Consider the following 17,452-nt stretch of genomic DNA (forward strand, 5'->3'; position numbering starts at 1 on the left):
ATTTTTCATTCATAAAATGCAAACCAGTGCAAACCCTAGCGATTTTCGAGCGGGCCCATCCGCGCTTCAAGGACACCTTATGTACGCCTATGTAGGCAGCCGCACCACCCGGGAAAGGAATGCCCGGGGTGAAGGCATCAGCATCTTTCGCCTCGATCCCGTGCAGGGCGCGCTGGAACTGGTGGCGATTGAAAAAGGCCTGGTCAATCCCTCGTTTCTGGCGCTGAGCCGGGACGGGCAGTTCCTCTACACGGTGCATGGTGACGCGACCGAAGTCAGTGCCTTCGCGGTGGAGCACCAGACCGGGCTGCTGCGCTTCATCAACCGCGAAAGCACGCAGGGCAGAAATCCGGTGCATCTGGCCCTGGATCCGAGCGGCAGCTTCCTGGTGGTTTCCAACCACCTCGGCGCCAGCCTGGCCGTGCTGCCGATCAAGGCCGATGGCGCGCTGGCGCCGCTGTGCCAGCTGATCGCGCTGGAGGGGCCGGTGGGGCCGCACCGTGTCGAGCAGCAGCAGGCCAAGCCGCACTTCAATCCCTTTGACCCCTCGGGCCGCTTCGTCGTCGTGCCCGACAAGGGGCTGGACCGCATCTTCAGCTTTGCATTCAGCGAAGGGCGGCTTGTGCCCGCCGCCGTGCCTTGGGTAGCGGCGCGCGAAGGCGCGGGACCGCGCCACTTGGCGTTCCATCCCCACCGGCCGCTGGCCTATGTGGTCAACGAACTCGATTCCAGCGTCACCGCCTACCGCTTCGACGCGGCCAGTGGCGCGCTCGACCCATTCCAGGTAGTGCCCGTGCTGCCGGACAGCTTTGTCGGCAACAGTCGGGCCGCGGGTATCGCCATTGACGCACCCGGCCGGTTTCTCTACAGCTCCAACCGGGGCGGCGACAGCGTGGCGGTGTTCGCCATCGACGGCCCTTCGGGCTGCCTGCGCTTTCTCGGCGCCGAGCCCACGCGCGGCAAGACGCCGCGTTGCTTTGCGCTCGCGCCGAACGGCCGCTTCCTGTTCGCGCTGAACGAGGACAGCGACGCCATCGTCACCTTTGCCGTCGATGCGCACACCGGAGCGCTCGCGGCCACCGGCGCGCAGCTGCATTGCGGCAGCCCGGTGTGCATGGTGTTTTCGGCTTGACGCCGCGCATAGACCAGACGACCCATCCAGGAGATCCCATGAAATCGACCCATTTTTGCACCCTCATGCTTTGCACTACGGCGCTGGCGCTGCCCGCGGCGGCCCAGGGCAGCGACTACCCCGCCAAGCCGATCACCATCGTCGTGCCGTTCTCCGCCGGCGGCGGCGTCGATGCCATGGCCCGGCTGCTCGCCGAAAAGCTGCGCGTCAGCCTGAAGCAGACCGTGCTGGTGGACAACAAGCCGGGCGCCAGCGGCATGGTCGGTGCCGCCTTCGTGAGCAAGGCGCCGGCCGACGGCTATACGCTGCTGCTGGGCTCCGCGGGCGAAACGGCCATCAATCCGCTGGTCTACAAGAGCCGCATGCAATACCAGCCAGAGCGCGACCTGGCGCCTATCGCCCTGCTATCGCGTGTGCCCAACGTGCTGTTGGCCAATCCTAATTTCCCCGCCAACAACATTGCCGAGCTGGCCGCATATGCCGCCAAGCACCCGGGCAAGCTCTCCTATGCGACCAGCGGCGTGGGCAATCCCCAGCACCTCAACGGCGAACTGCTGCAGTCCATCCTGAACATCAAGATGCAGCATGTGCCCTACAAGGGCGCGTCGGGTCAGCTGGTCGATGTGGCTTCGGGCACCGTCGATCTGACGTTCGTCAGCTATGCGGGCGCCGCGGCGTTTCTCAAGGGCGGCCGCGTCAAGGCGCTGGCGGTGACATCGGCCCAGCGCGCCAGTTTCGCGCCCGACATTCCGGCCATCGCAGAAACCCCCGCGGCCAAGGCCTATGACCTCGAGAACTGGTTTGGCGTGTTCGCCCCGGCCAAAACGCCTGCGGCCATTCAAACCAGGCTCAATGCAAGCATCGCCGCCGCGCTCAAGGACCCTGACCTGGTCAAGCGTCTGCGCGAGCAGGGCGGAGAGCCCGAGCCGACCACGCAAGCGCAATTCCGCGAATTCATAGGCCGCGAAACCACGAAGTACGCGCGCATCGTGGCGGCCGCCAACATCACGCCCGAATGATGCCCTGGCGGCATCGCTTGGGTTGGATTCCCCAAGGCGGTAGCAAACCGTCATTCTCGTTGACTCAGGAGACAACAATGCAAGCTAGTTCATCGAAACGTCGCCAGCTGGTAGTGGGTACGGTACTGGCCGTGACCAGTGCCTGGGCAGTCGCCCAGCCCGCGGCGAGCAACTATCCCGCCAAGGCCATCACCATCATCGTGCCCTTTGCCGCAGGCGGCAACACCGATGTGAAGACCCGTCTGGTGGCAAAGCGCATGGGAGAAATCCTCGGCCAGCCGATCATCGTGGACAACAAGCCTGGCGCCAGCGGAAACGTCGGCATGGAACTGGCCGGCCGTGCCGCTCCCGACGGCTACACCATCGCCATGGGCAGCTTCGGCCCGCTGGCGGTCAACCCCTGGATCTATCCCAAGCTGAATTTCGACCCCAAGTCTTTTGTGCCGATCATCCTGCTGGAAAAAAGCCCGCTGGTGCTGGTGGCGCCGGTGGACAGGCCCTACCGCAGCGTCGCGGATGTCGTTGCCGCCGCAAAGGCCAAACCAGGGGCCTTGAACATCGCCAACGCGGGACCAGGGGGCGCGCACCATCTGTCCGCGGAGCTGTTCGAGGCAGCCGCAGGCATTGACATGCTTGGCGTGCCCTTCAAGGGCGGCGGCCCCGCGTCCACCGCCTTGATGGCGGGCCAGGTCGATCTGATGTTCGAGCAAACGGGTGCGGCCATGCCGACGATCCAGGCGAAGAAAATCAAGGCGCTGGCGGTGACCTCGGCCCAACGTCTGCGCTTCATGCCGGATGTCCCCACCTTCACGGAGTTGGGCTACCCGGCGGTGACCGTCTCCAACTGGATGGGATACGTGGCGCCCAAAGGCACCTCGGCGGAGATCGTGAACAAGCTGCAGGCGGCGTTTGCACAGGCCATGGAACACCCCGAAGTCAAGGACCGCATCGTTTTGATGGGCAATGAGTTTGGGGGCGGCAGCAGCCAGGATTTCGCGACCTTCATCGACAGCGAATCCGCCAAGTGGGCCAAGCTGGTGAAGCAGCGCAATATCCGCATGGAATGATGCGCCGCCGGCCCGATGCTTAGCGTTCGGCCTTAGAGTTCGTCGAGCGCCACGCGGTTACGCCCCGCCTGCTTGCCGCGGTACATGGCGGCATCCGCGCGGGACACCAGCGCTTGCAGGGCTTCACCAGGCCGATACCGGGCCGCGCCCAAGGTGCATGTCACCTGCAGATCCGGATGGAGCATTTGGGACCATGGCAAGGATTCCGTGTGTTGCCGAATGCGCTCCAGCAGCATCTGCGCCTGGCCCAAGGTGGTGCCAGGCAACACCAGGAGAAACTCTTCTCCGCCGTACCGGCCCACGCAATCCACGCTGCGCAGCTGCGATGACAAAAGCTGCCCGAAAGCACGCAGCACCTGGTCTCCGCCATCATGGCCGTAGCGGTCATTGACCTGTTTGAAATAGTCGATGTCCAGCAGCGCGACGCAAAGCGCAGAGCCATCACGTTGGGCGGTCTCAATGCCTTGCTGCAAGCGCTCGATAATGCCGCGCCGGTTCGCCACGCCCGTCAAATCATCCTTGCGCGCCAACTCTTCGATCTGGGTCAGCGCGACTGCCAGCTTTTCATTGCTCGCACTGAGACGGTACTGCATGCTGCGAAAGTAGGTAACCAGAATGCTGCAGCGTACGACCGCGCCGAACATGACGCCGATGGCCAACGCCTGCCCGGCCCGCGTATCGGTCGTCATGCGCATCTGCGGGCCCAGCCACGCGATGATCACCACCACGGCAATGAGCGTGCCGCTCCAGGTCATCCAGAAGCTGGTGCGCCGACGGGCCAGAAACCCATCCGTGCTGAAGACCAGCAACATGACCAGCGCCTGGAATGCCACTTGAGGCGCTGCGATGAGCAGGCCTAGAACCCCAGTCACCGACAGCAACTGGTGCACCAGAAACAAGCCTGGATCCCGCCTGGAACGGCTCCAGCCACTGGAGTAGGCCCAGGTGATGAAGGCCATGCCCAAGCCCACCCACAGCCCGTAAAGCAACACCGCCTGCAATGGGGCATAGCCAGCCCCGCTGTGACCAAGAAACAGCCCAAAGGCATACAAGTGGCTCAGCAGCACCGACGCGTGCAGCTGCCACGTGCGACGGCGCCAGCGCTCCAGATGCTGCGTCTCGTCGCTCAAGGGAGACGAGGATTCAGGCCCCCACAGAAGGCGGCCACGGTTTTTTTCAGCGGGAGGAACAATCACAGACATCTGGCAGACCTATTTTCTGTGTATTGTGAATGTTAATTAACGTGTCATTCATTAACAAGTGTTTCACCGCCAGGCGCAGTGGCAGCGCATCGCATGGACTGACCCGCCCGGTGTCTGGAGGCTTAGCCCTTGGCGAGGGTGAGCCATGGCCCAGTCAGAAGTGTGTCGGGATCAAGCCAGCGCTTGGCCGCCTGCCTGTAGACGCAGGGCCACGCCCCGCCACCCGCCGCGCAAAATGCCACGGCCCAGTTGGCGCTGCTGGAGACCACCGATCTGCACTACTACGCGCGCAGCTACAACTACTACGCGGGCAAGGAAGACAAGGGCGTCACGCTGCCGATCAAGATCGGCGTGATCGGCATTACCACGCCCGGCATCCTGAACTGGGACAAGGACAAGCTCGAAGGCAAGATCAGCACGCAGGACGGCCGCGACACCGCGGCCAGGTATGTGCCCGAGGCGCGCGCCAAGGGGGCCGACCTGGTGTTCGTGCTGCTGCACGGCGGCATGAGTGCCAGCGGTTACTTCGCCCACATGGAGAACCCCGGCTACTACATCACCAAGGATGTGCCGGGCATTGACGGCATCGTGATGGGCCACGAGCACAAGACCTTCCCCGACCGTGGCACCAGCCCCGCCTACCGGTTCGCGGGGGCCGACAACGCCAAGGGCACCGTCAACGGCGTGCCGGCCGTCATGGCCAGCTCCTGGGGCAAGGCCTTGGGCGTCATCCACTACGCGCTGAAGTGGGACGGCACGGCCGGGAAATGGTCGGTGGACACCGCCAAGACGGACGTGCAGGTGCGCACCATCGATTCCAAGGACGCCGCAGGCAAGACCGTTTATGTGGACTCCGACCCGGCCGTGGTGGCCGCGGTGCAGGAGTTGCACAGCAAGACCCGCAGCTACGTCGCCTCGCCCATAGGCAGCAGCGACTTCCGCCTGAGCTCGATGTTCGCCGACGTGGGCAACGTGGGTGCCTTGCAAATCGTCAACCAGGCGCAGCAGGAGTACGTGGCCAACTACGTCAAGACCCGCCTGCCCCAGTACGCCAGCCTGCCGGTGCTGTCCGTGACCGCACCCTTCAAGGCGGGCTTCTCCGGCAGCACGGACTTCACCGACGTGGCCCAAGGCACCATGACCGTGGCGGCGGCGGCCGACCTCTACCTGTACGACAACAACACCATCCATGCAGTCAAGGTCACGGGCGCGCAGATCAAGCTGTGGCTGGAAAACGCGGCCCACCGCTTCAACCAGATCGACCCGAACAAGACCGAAGACCAGTGGCTGCTCAATGACGGCAAGACGGGTCTGCAGCCCGGCGCGTCCTTCCCCGGCTACAACTTCGATGTGTTCACCACGCCCGACATCAGCTACGAGATCGACGTGACCCAGGCCAGGTACAACGTCAACGACCCGGCCAAGGGCGGCGAACGCATCAAGAACCTGCGCTACAAGGGTCTGCCCATGGACAATGCGCAGCAGTTCATCGTCGCCACCAACAACTACCGCGCCAACAGCAGTGCGCCCTTCATCCTGGGCAAGGGCCAGGCCTTCGACATCGTCTGGGCCTCGCCCGACGCCAACCGCGAAGTGGTGCTGAACTACGTCAAGGCAAAGAAGACCATCACCCGCGCCGGCAACGGCTCGAGCAGCAGCTGGCGTTTCACCAAGGTGGCGACCAAGGGCAAGCTGCTGTTCAAATCCGCCCCGAACGAGCTGGGCGTGGCCCTGGCCGCGGGCCTGAGCAACATCAGCCTGGACCGGGCCGACGACAACGGCATCAACGGCGGCGACGGCAGTTACAGCGTCTACCGCCTCGCTCTGGACCAGTAAAGGTCGAGCTATCCGCAGCAAGCAAAAGGGTGCCCGGCGGCACCCTTTGTTCGTCCAGTCGCGCTTCAGTCCAGGTGAACGTCCAGCGCCTTGATCAGCGGCCCCATTTTTCGCGCCTCCGATTGAATGAAGGCGGCAAACTCCTCAGGCGTGCCGGCCACCGGTTCCGAGCCGATTTCCAGCCACTTCGCCTTGAAGGCGGGGTCGTTGAAAATGCCGCGCAGTTCGGTGTTCAGCCTGGCGATGACGGGCTTGGGCGTGCCGGCCGCAGTGGATATGCCGTGCCATGCGTAGTACTCGAAGTTGGGAAAACCCATCTCGGCAATCGAGGGCACATTCGGCAGCAATGGGGAGCGCTCCTTGGTGGTCACGGCCAGCGGCCGGAGTTTGCCCGACTTGATGTGCGAAATCGAGCTGCCCAAAATATCGAACATGCTGGTGATCTGCCCGCCCATCAAATCGATGAGGGCCGGGCCGGCGCCCTTGTAGGGCACGTGGGACAGGTCCACCTTGGCAGTTTCCTTGAAAAGCTCCGCGCCCAGGTGCTGGGGCGAGCCATTGCTGGCGGAGCCAAACGTGGCCCGGTTGTCCGGGTTCTTGGCGAATTTCACATAGTCCTGAAACGACTTGATGGGACTTTTCTCCGAGACTTCCAGCACCAGGGGAAACTTGGAGATCTGAATGACCGGCGCCAAATCCTTGATAGGGTCGAAGTCCAGCTTCTTGTACAGATACTGGTTCGCGGTGAGGTTGCCGCTGGCCGCCAGCAGGATGGTGTAGCCGTCCGCCTTGGCTTTCACCACCTGCGCCGTGCCTATGTTTCCGCTGGCACCGGCCTTGTTCTCCACGATGACCGGCACATTCAGCTTCTGCGACAGCGGCGTGGCAATCAGCCGCGCCATCAAATCCGTGGGGCCTCCCGGCGGATACGGCACGACAAAAGTGATGGCCTTGGCAGGCCAGACATCTTGGGCCCCGGCCGCCAGAGGCAAAAGCAAAGCCGCCACCCAGGTGAATTTCTTGATCATGGTGTTGTCTCCTCGTTGGTAGTTTTGAAACCCGGTCGCAGCGACGCCTCTTTGGGCCTGCCTTCTGCTCCCCCGTCAACGCGCGTCGTGCGAGTGAATCTGCAACGCTTCCAGGAAGCGTGAAACCATGTTGTAGGCGGCAATGGTGGCGGTGATTTCCACCATTTGCGGGGGCGCATAAAGTGCCCTGACGGCGGCAAACACGTCGTCGGGGACTTGTATCTGGCGCGTCATGGCGTCGGTGTAGGCCAGCACGGCCTGCTCTTGCGCATCAAACAGCGCGCAGGCACGCCATTCATTCAGGGCGTCGAGCTTGGCCTGTGAAACGCCTTCCTGCAGCGCGATGGGCGCATGCTGATCGGCTTCATAGGGCGCGTTGTTCAGCAAGGCCACGCGCATGATGATGAGCTCGCGCAGAGCGCCGGAAAGAGAGGTTTTCTGGCGCACGGCCGTCAGGTAGTTGAGCCAGCCTTCGGCCAGGGGCGTGCTGTGCATCAGCATCTGGTACAGATGCAGGATTTCGCCGCGCTCGGCGACGATGCGCTGGGCCAAAGGGCGCACGGCCTCGTTATTGCAATCTGCGTAAGGTATACGGGCCACTTGCCTACTCCTGCTGTTGGGTGGGTTTCGTGCGGTGTGCACGAGGTTTTTTGCTGCGGTATTCGTCAGCGACAGGTGGATGCTAGGTGCATCACATATATTTCTGAAATTCTTTCTATCTATTGATTTATAGTTAAAAAGAATGAATATCTCCCCCAAGCAGCTGCGCATGTTCCTGGCGCTGAGCGAGTCGCTCAACTTCAGCAAGACGGCCGAACAGCTGTTCATGACGCAGCCGTCGCTGAGCAAAGTGATACGCGACCTGGAAGCCAGCCTGGGCCTGACGCTGTTCGAGCGCACCACGCGCAGCGTCCGGCTCACGGCAGGCGGCGCCAATCTGGCGACGATTGCGCGCACCATCGTCGGCGAGTACGAAGCCGGCCTGCAGCGCATGCAGTCGTCGGCCGAGCAGGCTGCGGTGCAACTGTCGATTGCGGCCTGGCCGTCCCTGGCCCAGGTCGTGTTGCCGGAAGTGTGCGCGGCACTGGAGCAGGCCATCAACGCCCCGCGAATCACGCTGCATGACTGCGCCAACAGCATGTGCATACAGCGCCTGCTGAACCATGAAGTGGACTTTGCCCTCGCATCGGTCGCGCCATCGCATCCGGACCTGCAATACCAGGAACTGCTGCGCGACAGGTTCATGGTGCTGAGCCACGGCAAATGGCGTGCGCAAGTGCCTCACCGTATCCGGCTGGAGCAGCTGATGCACCTGCCGCTGATCACGCTGACGGATGCCAGCACGGCCATGCGTTACATGAGTGCCGCCTATTTGAATCGCGGCATTGAATACCGGCCCAAGATGCAGGTGGAGCAGATGGCGACGGTTGTCGCGCTGGTGAAGAAAGAAATAGGCGTGGCCGTGCTGCCCTACCTGGGCACCAAGACCATCCCCAGCGTCAACGAGCTACAGACCTCCGAGATCTCGGACGGCCCTTTGCGCTCGGTCGGCATCGTGACGCGCCGCCTGGGCAGTCCCACGGCCATCGCCACGACCGCGATGCAGGAAGTGCAGGCCGTCAGCCAGAGCCTCATCCAGCAGAATCCGGGCTGGATTCTGCCGCCCTCGCCTCCCAAGCGCTAGACACGGCGTCGGATGCACGATCAAGGCCGCGTGGGCACGGCCGTCCCCGGCCTTGGGGTGGCCGCCGGTCCCTGGCACCTGGTGCGCGACGATATCGACAGCGGCTTGCGCGTCACTGCAGGCGCTGCAGCAGATCCAGCGTCGGATAGCCGTCGGCCGGCAGGCCCACGCTCAGCTGGTATTGGCGCACGCCGCGCCGCGTGGCCGGGCCCATGGTGCCGTCGGGCGTTCCCGTGTCGAAGCCACGGGCGTTCAGCGCCGTCTGCAAGGCCCGCACCTGGCTGCTGCTCAGTGCCTGCAGATCGCGCGGCCAGGGCGTCTGCACCCCGGGGCCGCCCGCCAGCTTCTGCGCCAGCAAGCCGACGGCCAGCGCATAGCTGGTCGAGTTGTTGTAGCGCAGGATGGTGCGGAAGTTCTGCCCGACCAGGAAGGCCGGCCCGCGTGCGCCAGCGGGCAGCAAAATCGAGGCGCCTTCGAGCGCAGGCAGCGGCGCGCCGTCCATGGACTGCACGCCTTCGCTCGCCCATTGGCTGGCGGGCTGGCGCACATCGTCGGCCCGCGCGTAGTCGAATCCCGGCGGCAAACGGACCTCCTGCCCCCAGGGCTGGCCGGCTTGCCACCCGGAGCGGGCCAGGAAGTTGGCCGTCGACGCCATCACATCGGGCACGCTGCCCCAGATGTCGCGGCGGCCATCGCCATCGGCATCGACCGCATAGGCCAGAAAGTTCGACGGCAGGAATTGCGTCTGGCCCATGGCACCGGCCCACGAACCAATCATCTGCGCGCGGGGAATATCGCGGTTCTGCAGGATTTTCAAGGCGGCGAGCAACTGGCCGCGCGCCCACGCTTCGCGCCGGCCCTCGAAGCCCAGCGTCGCCAGGGCGTCTATGGTCGGAATGTCGCCGACATTGCTGCCGTAATTGCTCTCCATGCCCCAGATCGCGACGATGATTTCGGTCGGCACGCCGTAGGGCGCGGTGATGGCGTCGACGCCGGGACGCAGTTGGCGCAACTTGTCCTGGCCGCGCGCGACCCGCTGCGCCGACACCGCGCTGTCGAGGTAGGCCCACACCGTGCGCGTGAACTCGGGCTGCGCCCGGTCCGCCACGATGACGCGCGGCACGAAGCGCACGTCATCGAAGGCGGATTGCAGCGTTGCCTCGTCGATGCCGGCCGCGCCTGCGCTGGCGCGAAACTCCGCCACCCAGCGGGCAAATTTCTGCTTGTGCTCGATTTCGTCGGCGGGGGCCGCGCTGGCGCCGGCCAGCGATGGTGTCGCTGGCTTGGTGGCGACCGGCGGTGCCGAGGAGCAGCCCGCGACGGCGACGGCGGCCAGCAAACCGGGAACCAGCCAGCGGCGGGCCGCAGCTGGAAAATGAGATGTTCTTTGCATGCGTTCCATTCTCGCCGCTCTGAGGCCCGCGTCAGCGCTCGTGGCGGTAGCCAAGCTCGGCCGAAAGCGCCTGAGCCGCCTCGCAAACCGGTGGAATGAAACGCTCCAGGCCATCCGGGGTCAGGCGGCTGGAAGGTATTGAGATACCCAGCGCCGCAATCACCTGGCCGCTGGCATCACGCACCGGAGCCGCCAATGAAATGACATCCATGGCGATTTCGCCAATCGACGTGGCATAGCCTTTTTGCCGCACATGGCTCAGTTCCTGCGTGAGCTTGCTGCGCTGTGTGATCGTGCTGGCGGTGAAGCGGTGCAGCTCCGACCCCAGGTAGGCCTGGCTCAAGGCCTCATCGGCAAAGGCCAGCAGAATTTTCCCCGAGGCGCCGGCATGGAGCGGCCGGGTCCTGCCAACCCCGCCATGAATGCGCACATCGTGGGTGGACTCCCAACGCGCGACACACACCGACTCCAAGCCGTCGCGCACCCGCACCTGCACGTTTTCGTTGAAACGCTCACCCAGCGCGTGCAAGTAGGGCTCGGCCTGGCGTACCAGGCTGACCTGCTCCTGCGCGGCCAGTCCGATCAGCAGTGTCTTGTAGCCCAGTTGGTAGGTCGCAAGTTCGCCCCGCCGCTGCACAAATCCGCGGTCCTCCAGCGTGCTGAGCAGCCGGAACGCCCGGGCCTTGGTGTTGCCCGAGCGCTTGGCAAGTTCGGTGACTCCCAGCCCCGGCGAATTGGCGACATGCACCAGCAAGCTAAGAGCCTCATCGACTGAGGCGACGGTGTAGTCCATTTATCTCCGGCGGTAGTGTGAATCAGCAGGCCATTCTACTGGCGCCCTCCCCCCGGCCGGGAGCCGCAAAAGTGACGCGCTTGGCTGGCGCAGCTGTCCAGGGAGCGGTTCTTGCGCTGCGTTCAGGCCTGTTTTGTTTTTCTTGTATCGCACAATGAGACGCTGTATCATTATTGGCGTGCAATCACAAAATGATGCGTCACGAGGCAACAGCAAGCAAACCAGGGATGGGATCTGCTTCAGAAATTTGATACAGCGAATCACCTAACAAAACAAGCATTCAGGAGCAAGAACATGAAGATCAGATTGACCAGCCTTTCATTCGCCATGGCCTGCGCCGCCGCTGCGCCCCTGGCCGCCCTGGCGCAAAGCACGGTCACGATTTACGGCAGGCTGGACACCAACCTGGAAAGCACCAAGACAGGCTCGCTCACCCAGGCACTTGTGCGAGACAACGCCTCCCGCCTCGGCTTTCGGGGCACGGAAGACTTGGGCGGGGGCCTGAACGCGGTCTTCGGTCTGGAGATGGGCCTGGCCGCCGATACGGGTGCGCTGAACACGCCGGCCTTTCGCAACTCCTATGTCGGCCTCACGGGCGGATTCGGGGCGATCGCCACTGGGCGACTCGACTCCGTCAACCCGACCGGCTCGCCCATTTATTCGCTCATCACGCGCCACACCGAGTTCGTGATCCACGATGCCGGGGCCACGGCGATCGGCACCTCGGTGCTGAACTCGCGCAATCGCGAGTCCAATGCGATTGGCTACATCAGCCCCAAGTTCGGCGATGTGGTCTTTCGCGCGCGCTACTACATGAACGGTGAAGGCGTGGCCGAAGTCCCCGCCGGGCCGGTACGTTCGGAGAGCGACATCAAGCAGACCGATCTGTCCCTGAGCTACGGCGAAGGCAAAGGCCCGCTCGGACTTGGCGTAGCCTACGGTCAGGACAAGAGGAAGGGCGGAGCCACCCTCAACAGCTTCAAGGACAAATGGATGCTGGTGGGTTCCTATGACTTCGGCGTCGTGAAGGCCTGGGCCATTGCCGGGCGCGACAACTACCAGGGCGGACCGACCACGCGCAGCCAGGTCAATATCCGGCTGGTGGGCGCCTCGGTCAAGGTGGGGAGCAGCGACAGCAAGCTCGTCGCCAACTACATGACGCGTGATGTGCAAAGCGATCGCAACGCAAGCCTCAAGAAATTCCAGCTGGGCTACGACCATCCGCTCAGCAAGCGGACCCGCATTTATGCCTTTTTCGATCGCCAAGACCCCAATTCACGGCTGCCCAACGACACCATCCGCAGTGTCGGCGCCGGCATTCAGCACAACTTCTAAAGCAGCATGATCATGATCAAGACCCGACGTTTCCTGCTGGCCGCCCTGGCAGCACTGAGCACGCAAGCCGCTTTCGCGGCCTACCCCGACAAACCCGTGCGCATCATCGTGCCATTTCCCGCGGGCGGCGCGGCCGACAACGCCATGCGCGTGGTGGCGCTCAAGCTCTCCGACTACTGGAGCAAGCCCGTCATCATCGACAACCGCCCGGGCGTTCCGGGACTGCAGGCGGCCGCCCTGGCAGCGCCCGATGGCTACACCTTGCTGCTGGGTGCGGGCTCGAGCATCGTGACGCACCCGCTGATCAATTCCAAACTGCCTTTCAACCCGACACGGGATTTCGCGCCCATAGGGCGGGTCGTGGCGAATGTGCCCGTTCTGGTGGTTCACCCCTCGCTGGGCATCAAGTCGGTCAAGGAACTGGTGGCGCTGGCAAAGAAGAATCCCGGCGAGCTGAACTTCAGCTCCAGCGGCCATGGCAGCCCCAACCACCTGGCCATGGAGCTTTTCATGGCCATGAGCGACACCAAGATGGTGCACGTGCCTTACAAGGGCGGCGCCCCCTCGGTGAACGAACTGGCGGGCGGGCACGTACAAATGGGCATCAATGCCGTGCCCAGCGTCATGCCGTACATCAAGGCCGGCAAGCTCACGCCCCTGGCCGTGGCCAGCGCGCGCCGCGACCGCTCCCTGCCCGACGTGCCCACCGTGGCGGAGTCTGGTGTGCCAGGCTTCGAGTACGAGATCTGGTATGCGCTGTTCGCGCCGTCGCGTACGCCGGCCAACATCATCGCCAAGACCAGCACCGACCTGCAGCGCGCGCTGGCCGACCCGGAGGTGGTACGCAAGCTGATCGAGCAAGGCGCCGAACCGCGTCCAAGCAGCGCGCAGGAACTGGCGCAGTACATCAAGGATGACACGGCCCGCTGGACCAAGGTCATCAAAGAGCGCAACCTGAAAATCGACTGAAGGATCCCACCCGAATGACGAGCGATGACATCGACGGCGTGAAGATTCTGCGCAGCGTCAAGGTTGAAATGCGCGATGGCGTCTGCCTTGCAACCGACATCTATCTACCGGCCGGCAACGGCCGGCCCGGCCCGTTTCCGGTGCTGGTGGAGCGCACGCCCTACGGCAAGCACAAGGAAACCATACGCGAACGCACGGCCCAGGATCCTCGGCCCGTGAAGCGCGCGGAGATTGCGTCCCGCTTTGCGCGACGCGGCTACGCCGTGGTGGTGCAGGACTGCCGTGGCCGCTACGCGTCCGAAGGGCGCTTCAAGAAGTACCTGGGCGAGGCGGACGACGGTTTCGACACGCTGGCGTGGGTGGGCCAGCAAGCCTGGTGCAACGGCCGCATCGGCACCTACGGCATGTCCTATGCCGGCCATACGCAAACCGCGCTGGTCAGCCAGCGCCCGCCCGGGCTGGCCGCGATGTTCATCGAATGCGGCGGTTTTGCCAATGCCTTTCGCGGCGGCATACGCCACGGCGGCGCTTTTGAACTCAAGCAAGCCACCTGGGCCCACAAGAATGCGCTGGAAAGCGGCGCCGCGAAGCGCGATCCCGCCATCCACGCGGCGCTGGCCGCCGAGGACATAGGCGCGTGGTTCGCCGCCATGCCATGGCAGCGCGGACATTCACCGCTCCGGTCGGCGCCCGAGTACGAAAGCTATCTGTTCGAGCAATGGGAGCACGGCAGCTTTGATGACTACTGGCGTCAGCCGGAGCTGTATGCCGCGGGCCACTACGACACATTCGACGGCATCCCCACCCTGCTGATGTGCGGCTGGTGGGACCCCTACGCCCAGACCACGACCGACAACTACACCGGCATCTCGCAGCGCGAACGCGGCGTGGCCCGCATGATTCTGGGCCCCTGGACCCATGGCGAGCGCAGCGTGAGCTACGCGGGGGACGTGGATTTCGGGCCCGCGGCCAGGCTGGACGGCTCGCTGGCGGAGAACTATCTCGCCTTGCGTGCGCAGTGGTTTGACCGCTGGCTGCAAGGCGAAACCCCGGCCCCGGCCGAGGATCCCGCCGTGCGCTACTTCCGCATGGGCGGAGGCACGGGCACGCGCACAGCCCAGGGGCGGCTCGATCACGGCGGCTGCTGGCGCAGTGCCAGCGACTGGCCGCTGCCGGGCACCGAGTTCGTGCCCTGGTATTTGCACGCCGACGGCACACTGGCCTTGCAGCCTGCCGAACAGGACGATGTGCTGGCGTATACGTTCGATCCGGCCAACCCGGTGCCCACCATAGGCGGCTCCATCACTTCCGGCGAGCCGCTGATGACCGCCGGTGCCTACGACCAGCGCACCCACGAAAACCTATTCGGTGCGCGGCTTCCCCATGGCCCGCTGGCCGAACGCGAGGATGTGCTGGTGTTCGAGTCGCCGCCGCTGGCGCAGGATCTGGAAATCACGGGCCCGGTGGTGATCAAGCTGTGGATTTCGTCGAGCGCGCCCGACACCGATTTCACCGCCAAGCTCATCGACCTCTACCCCCCCAGCGCCGACTATCCGCAGGGTTACGCCATGAATCTCACCGACGGCATCCTGCGCTGCCGGTACCGGCGGTCCTGGGAACAACCCGAGCTGCTGGCGCCCGGCGAGGTGGCTGAAATCACGATCGAGCCCATGCCCACGTCCAATCTGTTCAAGAAGGGGCACCGCATCCGCCTGGACATTTCCAGCAGCAATTTCCCCCGCTTCGACGTGAACCCGAACACGGGCGCGCCGGAAGGCAGCGCCGGACCCCGCCAGACGGCCCGCAACCGCATCCACATGGCGCCGGGACGGGCCTCGCAGTTGCTGCTGCCGGTCGCACCCGCCTCCGGTTTCGGCCCCCCCGACCAGGCGTAGCCCGTCCAGCGCGCACTACGCCGAGGCCACCCACTCCGGCCACTTCTCGGGACCGTCGAAGAGCTCGAGAATGCTCGCCTTGGCCTTTTGCACGGCATTGCTGAGCAAGGCCGTATCGCGCCAGCACAGGGACAGGTCGCGCGAGAACAGGCGGTGGTCGACCTTGGCCAGCTTGAGCTTGCGCTCGCTGAGCTCGATATGGGCAGCGCTCCAGGGCAGTATGGTCACGCCCAGCTGCGCCATCACGGCGGCGAACAGCAAGGCCGTTGAACTGGCTTCGAAACGGATCTCGCAGGGCAAGCCGGCTTCGCGCATGGCCCACTCGACATGGCTGCGGATCGTGTTCGGCGCACTCGGCAGCAGCAGCGGCATGCGCGCCAGTTCCGCAATAGCGATGGGCCCATCCGGCATGGGAAATTCCGGCCAGGCGATCAGGTGCAAGGCCTCGGTCAGCAGATGCTGCATGGCGATGCTGCGCGTGGGGACCGCATCGACGATCACGGCCAGATCCACCCGTCCGCTGGTGAGCAGGCTGGCCAGCTCCGCGCTCGGCGCTTCCACCAATTCCAGCGCGATGCCCGGGTAACGGTCGCGGATCATGCGTGCCAGCGGGATGGCCACCATCCGCGCCGTGCTCGACGGCAAGGCGACCGAGACACGGCCTTGCGGCAGCTCCGCGTCCTGGCGCAGCAGCTCGCGCGTGCTGTCGGCCTGGCGCAGCAGCTCCAGCGCATGGCGATAAAGCGTCTGTCCGGCCGCGGTCGGCGCCACGCCATGCACGCTGCGCTCCAGCAGCCGCATGTCCAGGTCGCGCTCCAGATTGCGCATCTGCTGGCTGACGGCCGGCTGCGCGATATGCAGTGCCTCGCTGGCGCGCGTGACGTTGCCGCACTCCACTACCTTGACGAAATACCGCAGCTGCCGCAGGTCCATGTTTGTTGCTCATTCATAAGTAAATCCGATCGAGCAATAAAAATATCATATTTTTAAATTATCTACAGCACTCTTACATTGGACCCATAAAAACCGCCACGGGCCGCTTCCGCGGACCGAAAAAAGGCAGTTCAGGGCGATGACTGCAGGGCAGCTGCGACCCTGAAGTCCAACCCCAAGGAGACAAGACATGTTCAAGAAAGCATTGCTGGCCGCGTTGACCGTTGCCGCCGGCTCGGTGGCATTCGCGGATACCTATCCTTCCCGGCCGATCACGCTGGTCGTGGGCTTCCCCGCCGGCGGCGGCGCGGATGCGGTGGCACGCATCGTGGGCGAAAAGCTCGGCCGCGTGCTATCCCAGGCGGTGGTCGTCGACAACCGGCCGGGCGCGGGCACCACGCTGGCGTCGGAGCTGGTGTCGCGTGCCCAGCCCGACGGCTACACGCTGCTGCTGGGCACGGCCAATCTCTACGGCTCCGACCAACTGCTGTACAAGAGCGCGCGCTACGACGGCGTGAAAAGCTTCACGCCCATCGCGCGCTGGAGCAATTCGCCCATGCTGCTGGCGGTCAACAAGGATTTCCCGGAAAAAAGCGTCAAGGGCTTGATGGAGCAGGCGCGCAAGAATCCGGGCAAGCTGACCTATGCGTCTTCTGGCGCCGGCGTAGTGACCCATCTGGCCGGCGCTGCCTTTGCCCACGCGGCGGCCATCGACATGCTGCATGTGCCGTACAAGGGCGGCGCGCCGTCCATCCAGGCAGTCGCCGCGGGCGACGTGGACATGACTTTCGGCACGCCGCCCTCGGTCATGCCCATGGTCCAGGCCGGCAAGCTGAAGCCGCTGGCAGTGACCACGGCCGAGCGCTCGCCGCTGTTTCCCGATCTGCCGGGCATGAATGAGTCGGGCATCAAGGACTACGACTTCAACCTCTGGTTCGGCCTCTACGGCCCGGCCAAGCTGCCGCCGGAAATGGTCAAGAAGCTGTTCGAGGCCAGCGCCCAGGTGTTGCGCGACCCCGAAGTCAAGGCCAGGCTGGAGAAGCAGGGCAACGTGGCCTGGCCTTCGGTCTCGCCGCAAGAGTTCAAGGACTGGGCGATCAGCGACGGCGCCAAGCACAAGGCCATCACGCAGCGCGCTGGCGCGGGCGCGGACAACAAGTGACAGA

General features: G+C 64.4%; 15 protein-coding genes. 9 read left to right on the top strand and 6 right to left on the bottom strand.

The window, feature by feature from the left end; all coding sequences use genetic code 11:
• Window positions 1–79: 79 nt before the first annotated feature.
• The 3 genes from N0K08_RS09845 (at window position 80) to N0K08_RS09855 (ending at window position 3,218) form a co-directional block, all read left to right on the top strand.
• Window positions 80–1,132, top strand: coding sequence for a lactonase family protein (locus N0K08_RS09845; protein ID WP_261500093.1), 1,053 nt, complete (start codon window positions 80–82; stop codon window positions 1,130–1,132).
• Between the two features lie 38 nt (window positions 1,133–1,170).
• On the top strand, window positions 1,171–2,151 hold the full coding sequence (locus tag N0K08_RS09850) for a Bug family tripartite tricarboxylate transporter substrate binding protein (RefSeq protein ID WP_408642936.1): 981 nt from the start codon (window positions 1,171–1,173) through the stop codon (window positions 2,149–2,151).
• Between the two features lie 77 nt (window positions 2,152–2,228).
• A complete protein-coding gene (locus N0K08_RS09855; RefSeq protein ID WP_261500094.1) occupies window positions 2,229–3,218 on the top strand; it encodes a Bug family tripartite tricarboxylate transporter substrate binding protein in 990 nt (329 codons plus the stop codon).
• A gap of 32 nt (window positions 3,219–3,250) precedes the next feature.
• Here N0K08_RS09855 and N0K08_RS09860 read toward each other — a convergent pair whose 3' ends face one another.
• The gene (locus tag N0K08_RS09860; protein WP_261500095.1) at window positions 3,251–4,420 is read right to left on the bottom strand and encodes a GGDEF domain-containing protein; all 1,170 of its coding nucleotides are present in this window, start codon (window positions 4,418–4,420) and stop codon (window positions 3,251–3,253) included.
• 249 nt (window positions 4,421–4,669) lie between these two features.
• On the opposite strand from N0K08_RS09860, the gene N0K08_RS09865 reads away from it, so the two are divergent.
• Window positions 4,670–6,256 (top strand): 5'-nucleotidase C-terminal domain-containing protein, encoded by a 1,587-nt coding sequence (locus tag N0K08_RS09865; RefSeq protein ID WP_261500097.1) that lies wholly within the window; start codon window positions 4,670–4,672, stop codon window positions 6,254–6,256.
• A 65-nt stretch (window positions 6,257–6,321) separates the two neighbouring features.
• Here N0K08_RS09865 and N0K08_RS09870 read toward each other — a convergent pair whose 3' ends face one another.
• The gene (locus N0K08_RS09870; protein WP_261500098.1) at window positions 6,322–7,284 is read right to left on the bottom strand and encodes a Bug family tripartite tricarboxylate transporter substrate binding protein; all 963 of its coding nucleotides are present in this window, start codon (window positions 7,282–7,284) and stop codon (window positions 6,322–6,324) included.
• 75 nt (window positions 7,285–7,359) lie between these two features.
• Window positions 7,360–7,884: a carboxymuconolactone decarboxylase family protein gene (locus N0K08_RS09875; RefSeq protein ID WP_261500100.1), complete on the bottom strand. Its 525-nt coding sequence runs from the start codon at window positions 7,882–7,884 to the stop codon at window positions 7,360–7,362.
• 142 nt (window positions 7,885–8,026) lie between these two features.
• Between N0K08_RS09875 and N0K08_RS09880 the strand changes: the two genes are divergently transcribed.
• Window positions 8,027–8,968, top strand: a complete 942-nt coding sequence (locus N0K08_RS09880) for a LysR family transcriptional regulator (RefSeq protein ID WP_261500102.1) — start codon at window positions 8,027–8,029, stop codon at window positions 8,966–8,968.
• A gap of 112 nt (window positions 8,969–9,080) precedes the next feature.
• Here the strand turns inward: N0K08_RS09880 and N0K08_RS09885 are convergent, their stop codons facing one another.
• Window positions 9,081–10,370: a lytic murein transglycosylase gene (locus N0K08_RS09885; RefSeq protein ID WP_408642937.1), complete on the bottom strand. Its 1,290-nt coding sequence runs from the start codon at window positions 10,368–10,370 to the stop codon at window positions 9,081–9,083.
• 22 nt (window positions 10,371–10,392) lie between these two features.
• A complete protein-coding gene (locus tag N0K08_RS09890) occupies window positions 10,393–11,154 on the bottom strand; it encodes an IclR family transcriptional regulator (protein WP_261500104.1) in 762 nt (253 codons plus the stop codon).
• Between the two features lie 294 nt (window positions 11,155–11,448).
• On the opposite strand from N0K08_RS09890, the gene N0K08_RS09895 reads away from it, so the two are divergent.
• From N0K08_RS09895 to N0K08_RS09905, 3 genes are read left to right on the top strand one after another with little or no spacing between them, the layout of a single operon-like run.
• A complete protein-coding gene (locus N0K08_RS09895) occupies window positions 11,449–12,489 on the top strand; it encodes a porin (protein WP_261500105.1) in 1,041 nt (346 codons plus the stop codon).
• Window positions 12,490–12,501: 12 nt separating this feature from the next.
• On the top strand, window positions 12,502–13,458 hold the full coding sequence (locus tag N0K08_RS09900; protein ID WP_261500106.1) for a Bug family tripartite tricarboxylate transporter substrate binding protein: 957 nt from the start codon (window positions 12,502–12,504) through the stop codon (window positions 13,456–13,458).
• 14 nt (window positions 13,459–13,472) lie between these two features.
• The gene (locus tag N0K08_RS09905; protein ID WP_261500107.1) at window positions 13,473–15,353 is read left to right on the top strand and encodes a CocE/NonD family hydrolase; all 1,881 of its coding nucleotides are present in this window, start codon (window positions 13,473–13,475) and stop codon (window positions 15,351–15,353) included.
• 15 nt (window positions 15,354–15,368) lie between these two features.
• On the opposite strand, the gene N0K08_RS09910 is transcribed toward N0K08_RS09905, so the two are convergent.
• Window positions 15,369–16,286 carry a LysR substrate-binding domain-containing protein gene (locus N0K08_RS09910; protein ID WP_261500108.1) on the bottom strand — a complete coding sequence of 306 codons (918 nt, stop codon included), beginning with the start codon at window positions 16,284–16,286 and terminating at the stop codon, window positions 15,369–15,371.
• Between the two features lie 190 nt (window positions 16,287–16,476).
• Here N0K08_RS09910 and N0K08_RS09915 point away from each other — a divergent pair, with 190 nt between their 5' ends.
• Window positions 16,477–17,448, top strand: coding sequence for a Bug family tripartite tricarboxylate transporter substrate binding protein (locus N0K08_RS09915; protein WP_261500109.1), 972 nt, complete (start codon window positions 16,477–16,479; stop codon window positions 17,446–17,448).
• The last annotated feature ends 4 nt before the right edge of the window (window positions 17,449–17,452 follow it).

It is taken from the genome of Acidovorax bellezanensis (assembly GCF_025421555.1).
Classification (GTDB): domain Bacteria; phylum Pseudomonadota; class Gammaproteobacteria; order Burkholderiales; family Burkholderiaceae_C; genus Comamonas; species Comamonas bellezanensis.

What these genes read in the sequence shown, in the direction of transcription:
- N0K08_RS09900 (WP_261500106.1), top strand. Translation starts at nt 12,502, where the DNA reads ATGATCAAGACCCGACGTTTCCTGCTGGCCGCCCTGGCAGCACTGAGC.
- N0K08_RS09890 (WP_261500104.1), bottom strand. Translation starts at nt 11,154, where the DNA reads ATGGACTACACCGTCGCCTCAGTCGATGAGGCTCTTAGCTTGCTGGTG.
- N0K08_RS09880 (WP_261500102.1), top strand. Translation starts at nt 8,027, where the DNA reads ATGAATATCTCCCCCAAGCAGCTGCGCATGTTCCTGGCGCTGAGCGAG.
- N0K08_RS09845 (WP_261500093.1), top strand. Translation starts at nt 80, where the DNA reads ATGTACGCCTATGTAGGCAGCCGCACCACCCGGGAAAGGAATGCCCGG.
- N0K08_RS09915 (WP_261500109.1), top strand. Translation starts at nt 16,477, where the DNA reads ATGTTCAAGAAAGCATTGCTGGCCGCGTTGACCGTTGCCGCCGGCTCG.
- N0K08_RS09910 (WP_261500108.1), bottom strand. Translation starts at nt 16,286, where the DNA reads ATGGACCTGCGGCAGCTGCGGTATTTCGTCAAGGTAGTGGAGTGCGGC.
- N0K08_RS09870 (WP_261500098.1), bottom strand. Translation starts at nt 7,284, where the DNA reads ATGATCAAGAAATTCACCTGGGTGGCGGCTTTGCTTTTGCCTCTGGCG.
- N0K08_RS09860 (WP_261500095.1), bottom strand. Translation starts at nt 4,420, where the DNA reads ATGTCTGTGATTGTTCCTCCCGCTGAAAAAAACCGTGGCCGCCTTCTG.
- N0K08_RS09855 (WP_261500094.1), top strand. Translation starts at nt 2,229, where the DNA reads ATGCAAGCTAGTTCATCGAAACGTCGCCAGCTGGTAGTGGGTACGGTA.
- N0K08_RS09850 (WP_408642936.1), top strand. Translation starts at nt 1,171, where the DNA reads ATGAAATCGACCCATTTTTGCACCCTCATGCTTTGCACTACGGCGCTG.
- N0K08_RS09885 (WP_408642937.1), bottom strand. Translation starts at nt 10,370, where the DNA reads ATGGAACGCATGCAAAGAACATCTCATTTTCCAGCTGCGGCCCGCCGC.
- N0K08_RS09905 (WP_261500107.1), top strand. Translation starts at nt 13,473, where the DNA reads ATGACGAGCGATGACATCGACGGCGTGAAGATTCTGCGCAGCGTCAAG.
- N0K08_RS09895 (WP_261500105.1), top strand. Translation starts at nt 11,449, where the DNA reads ATGAAGATCAGATTGACCAGCCTTTCATTCGCCATGGCCTGCGCCGCC.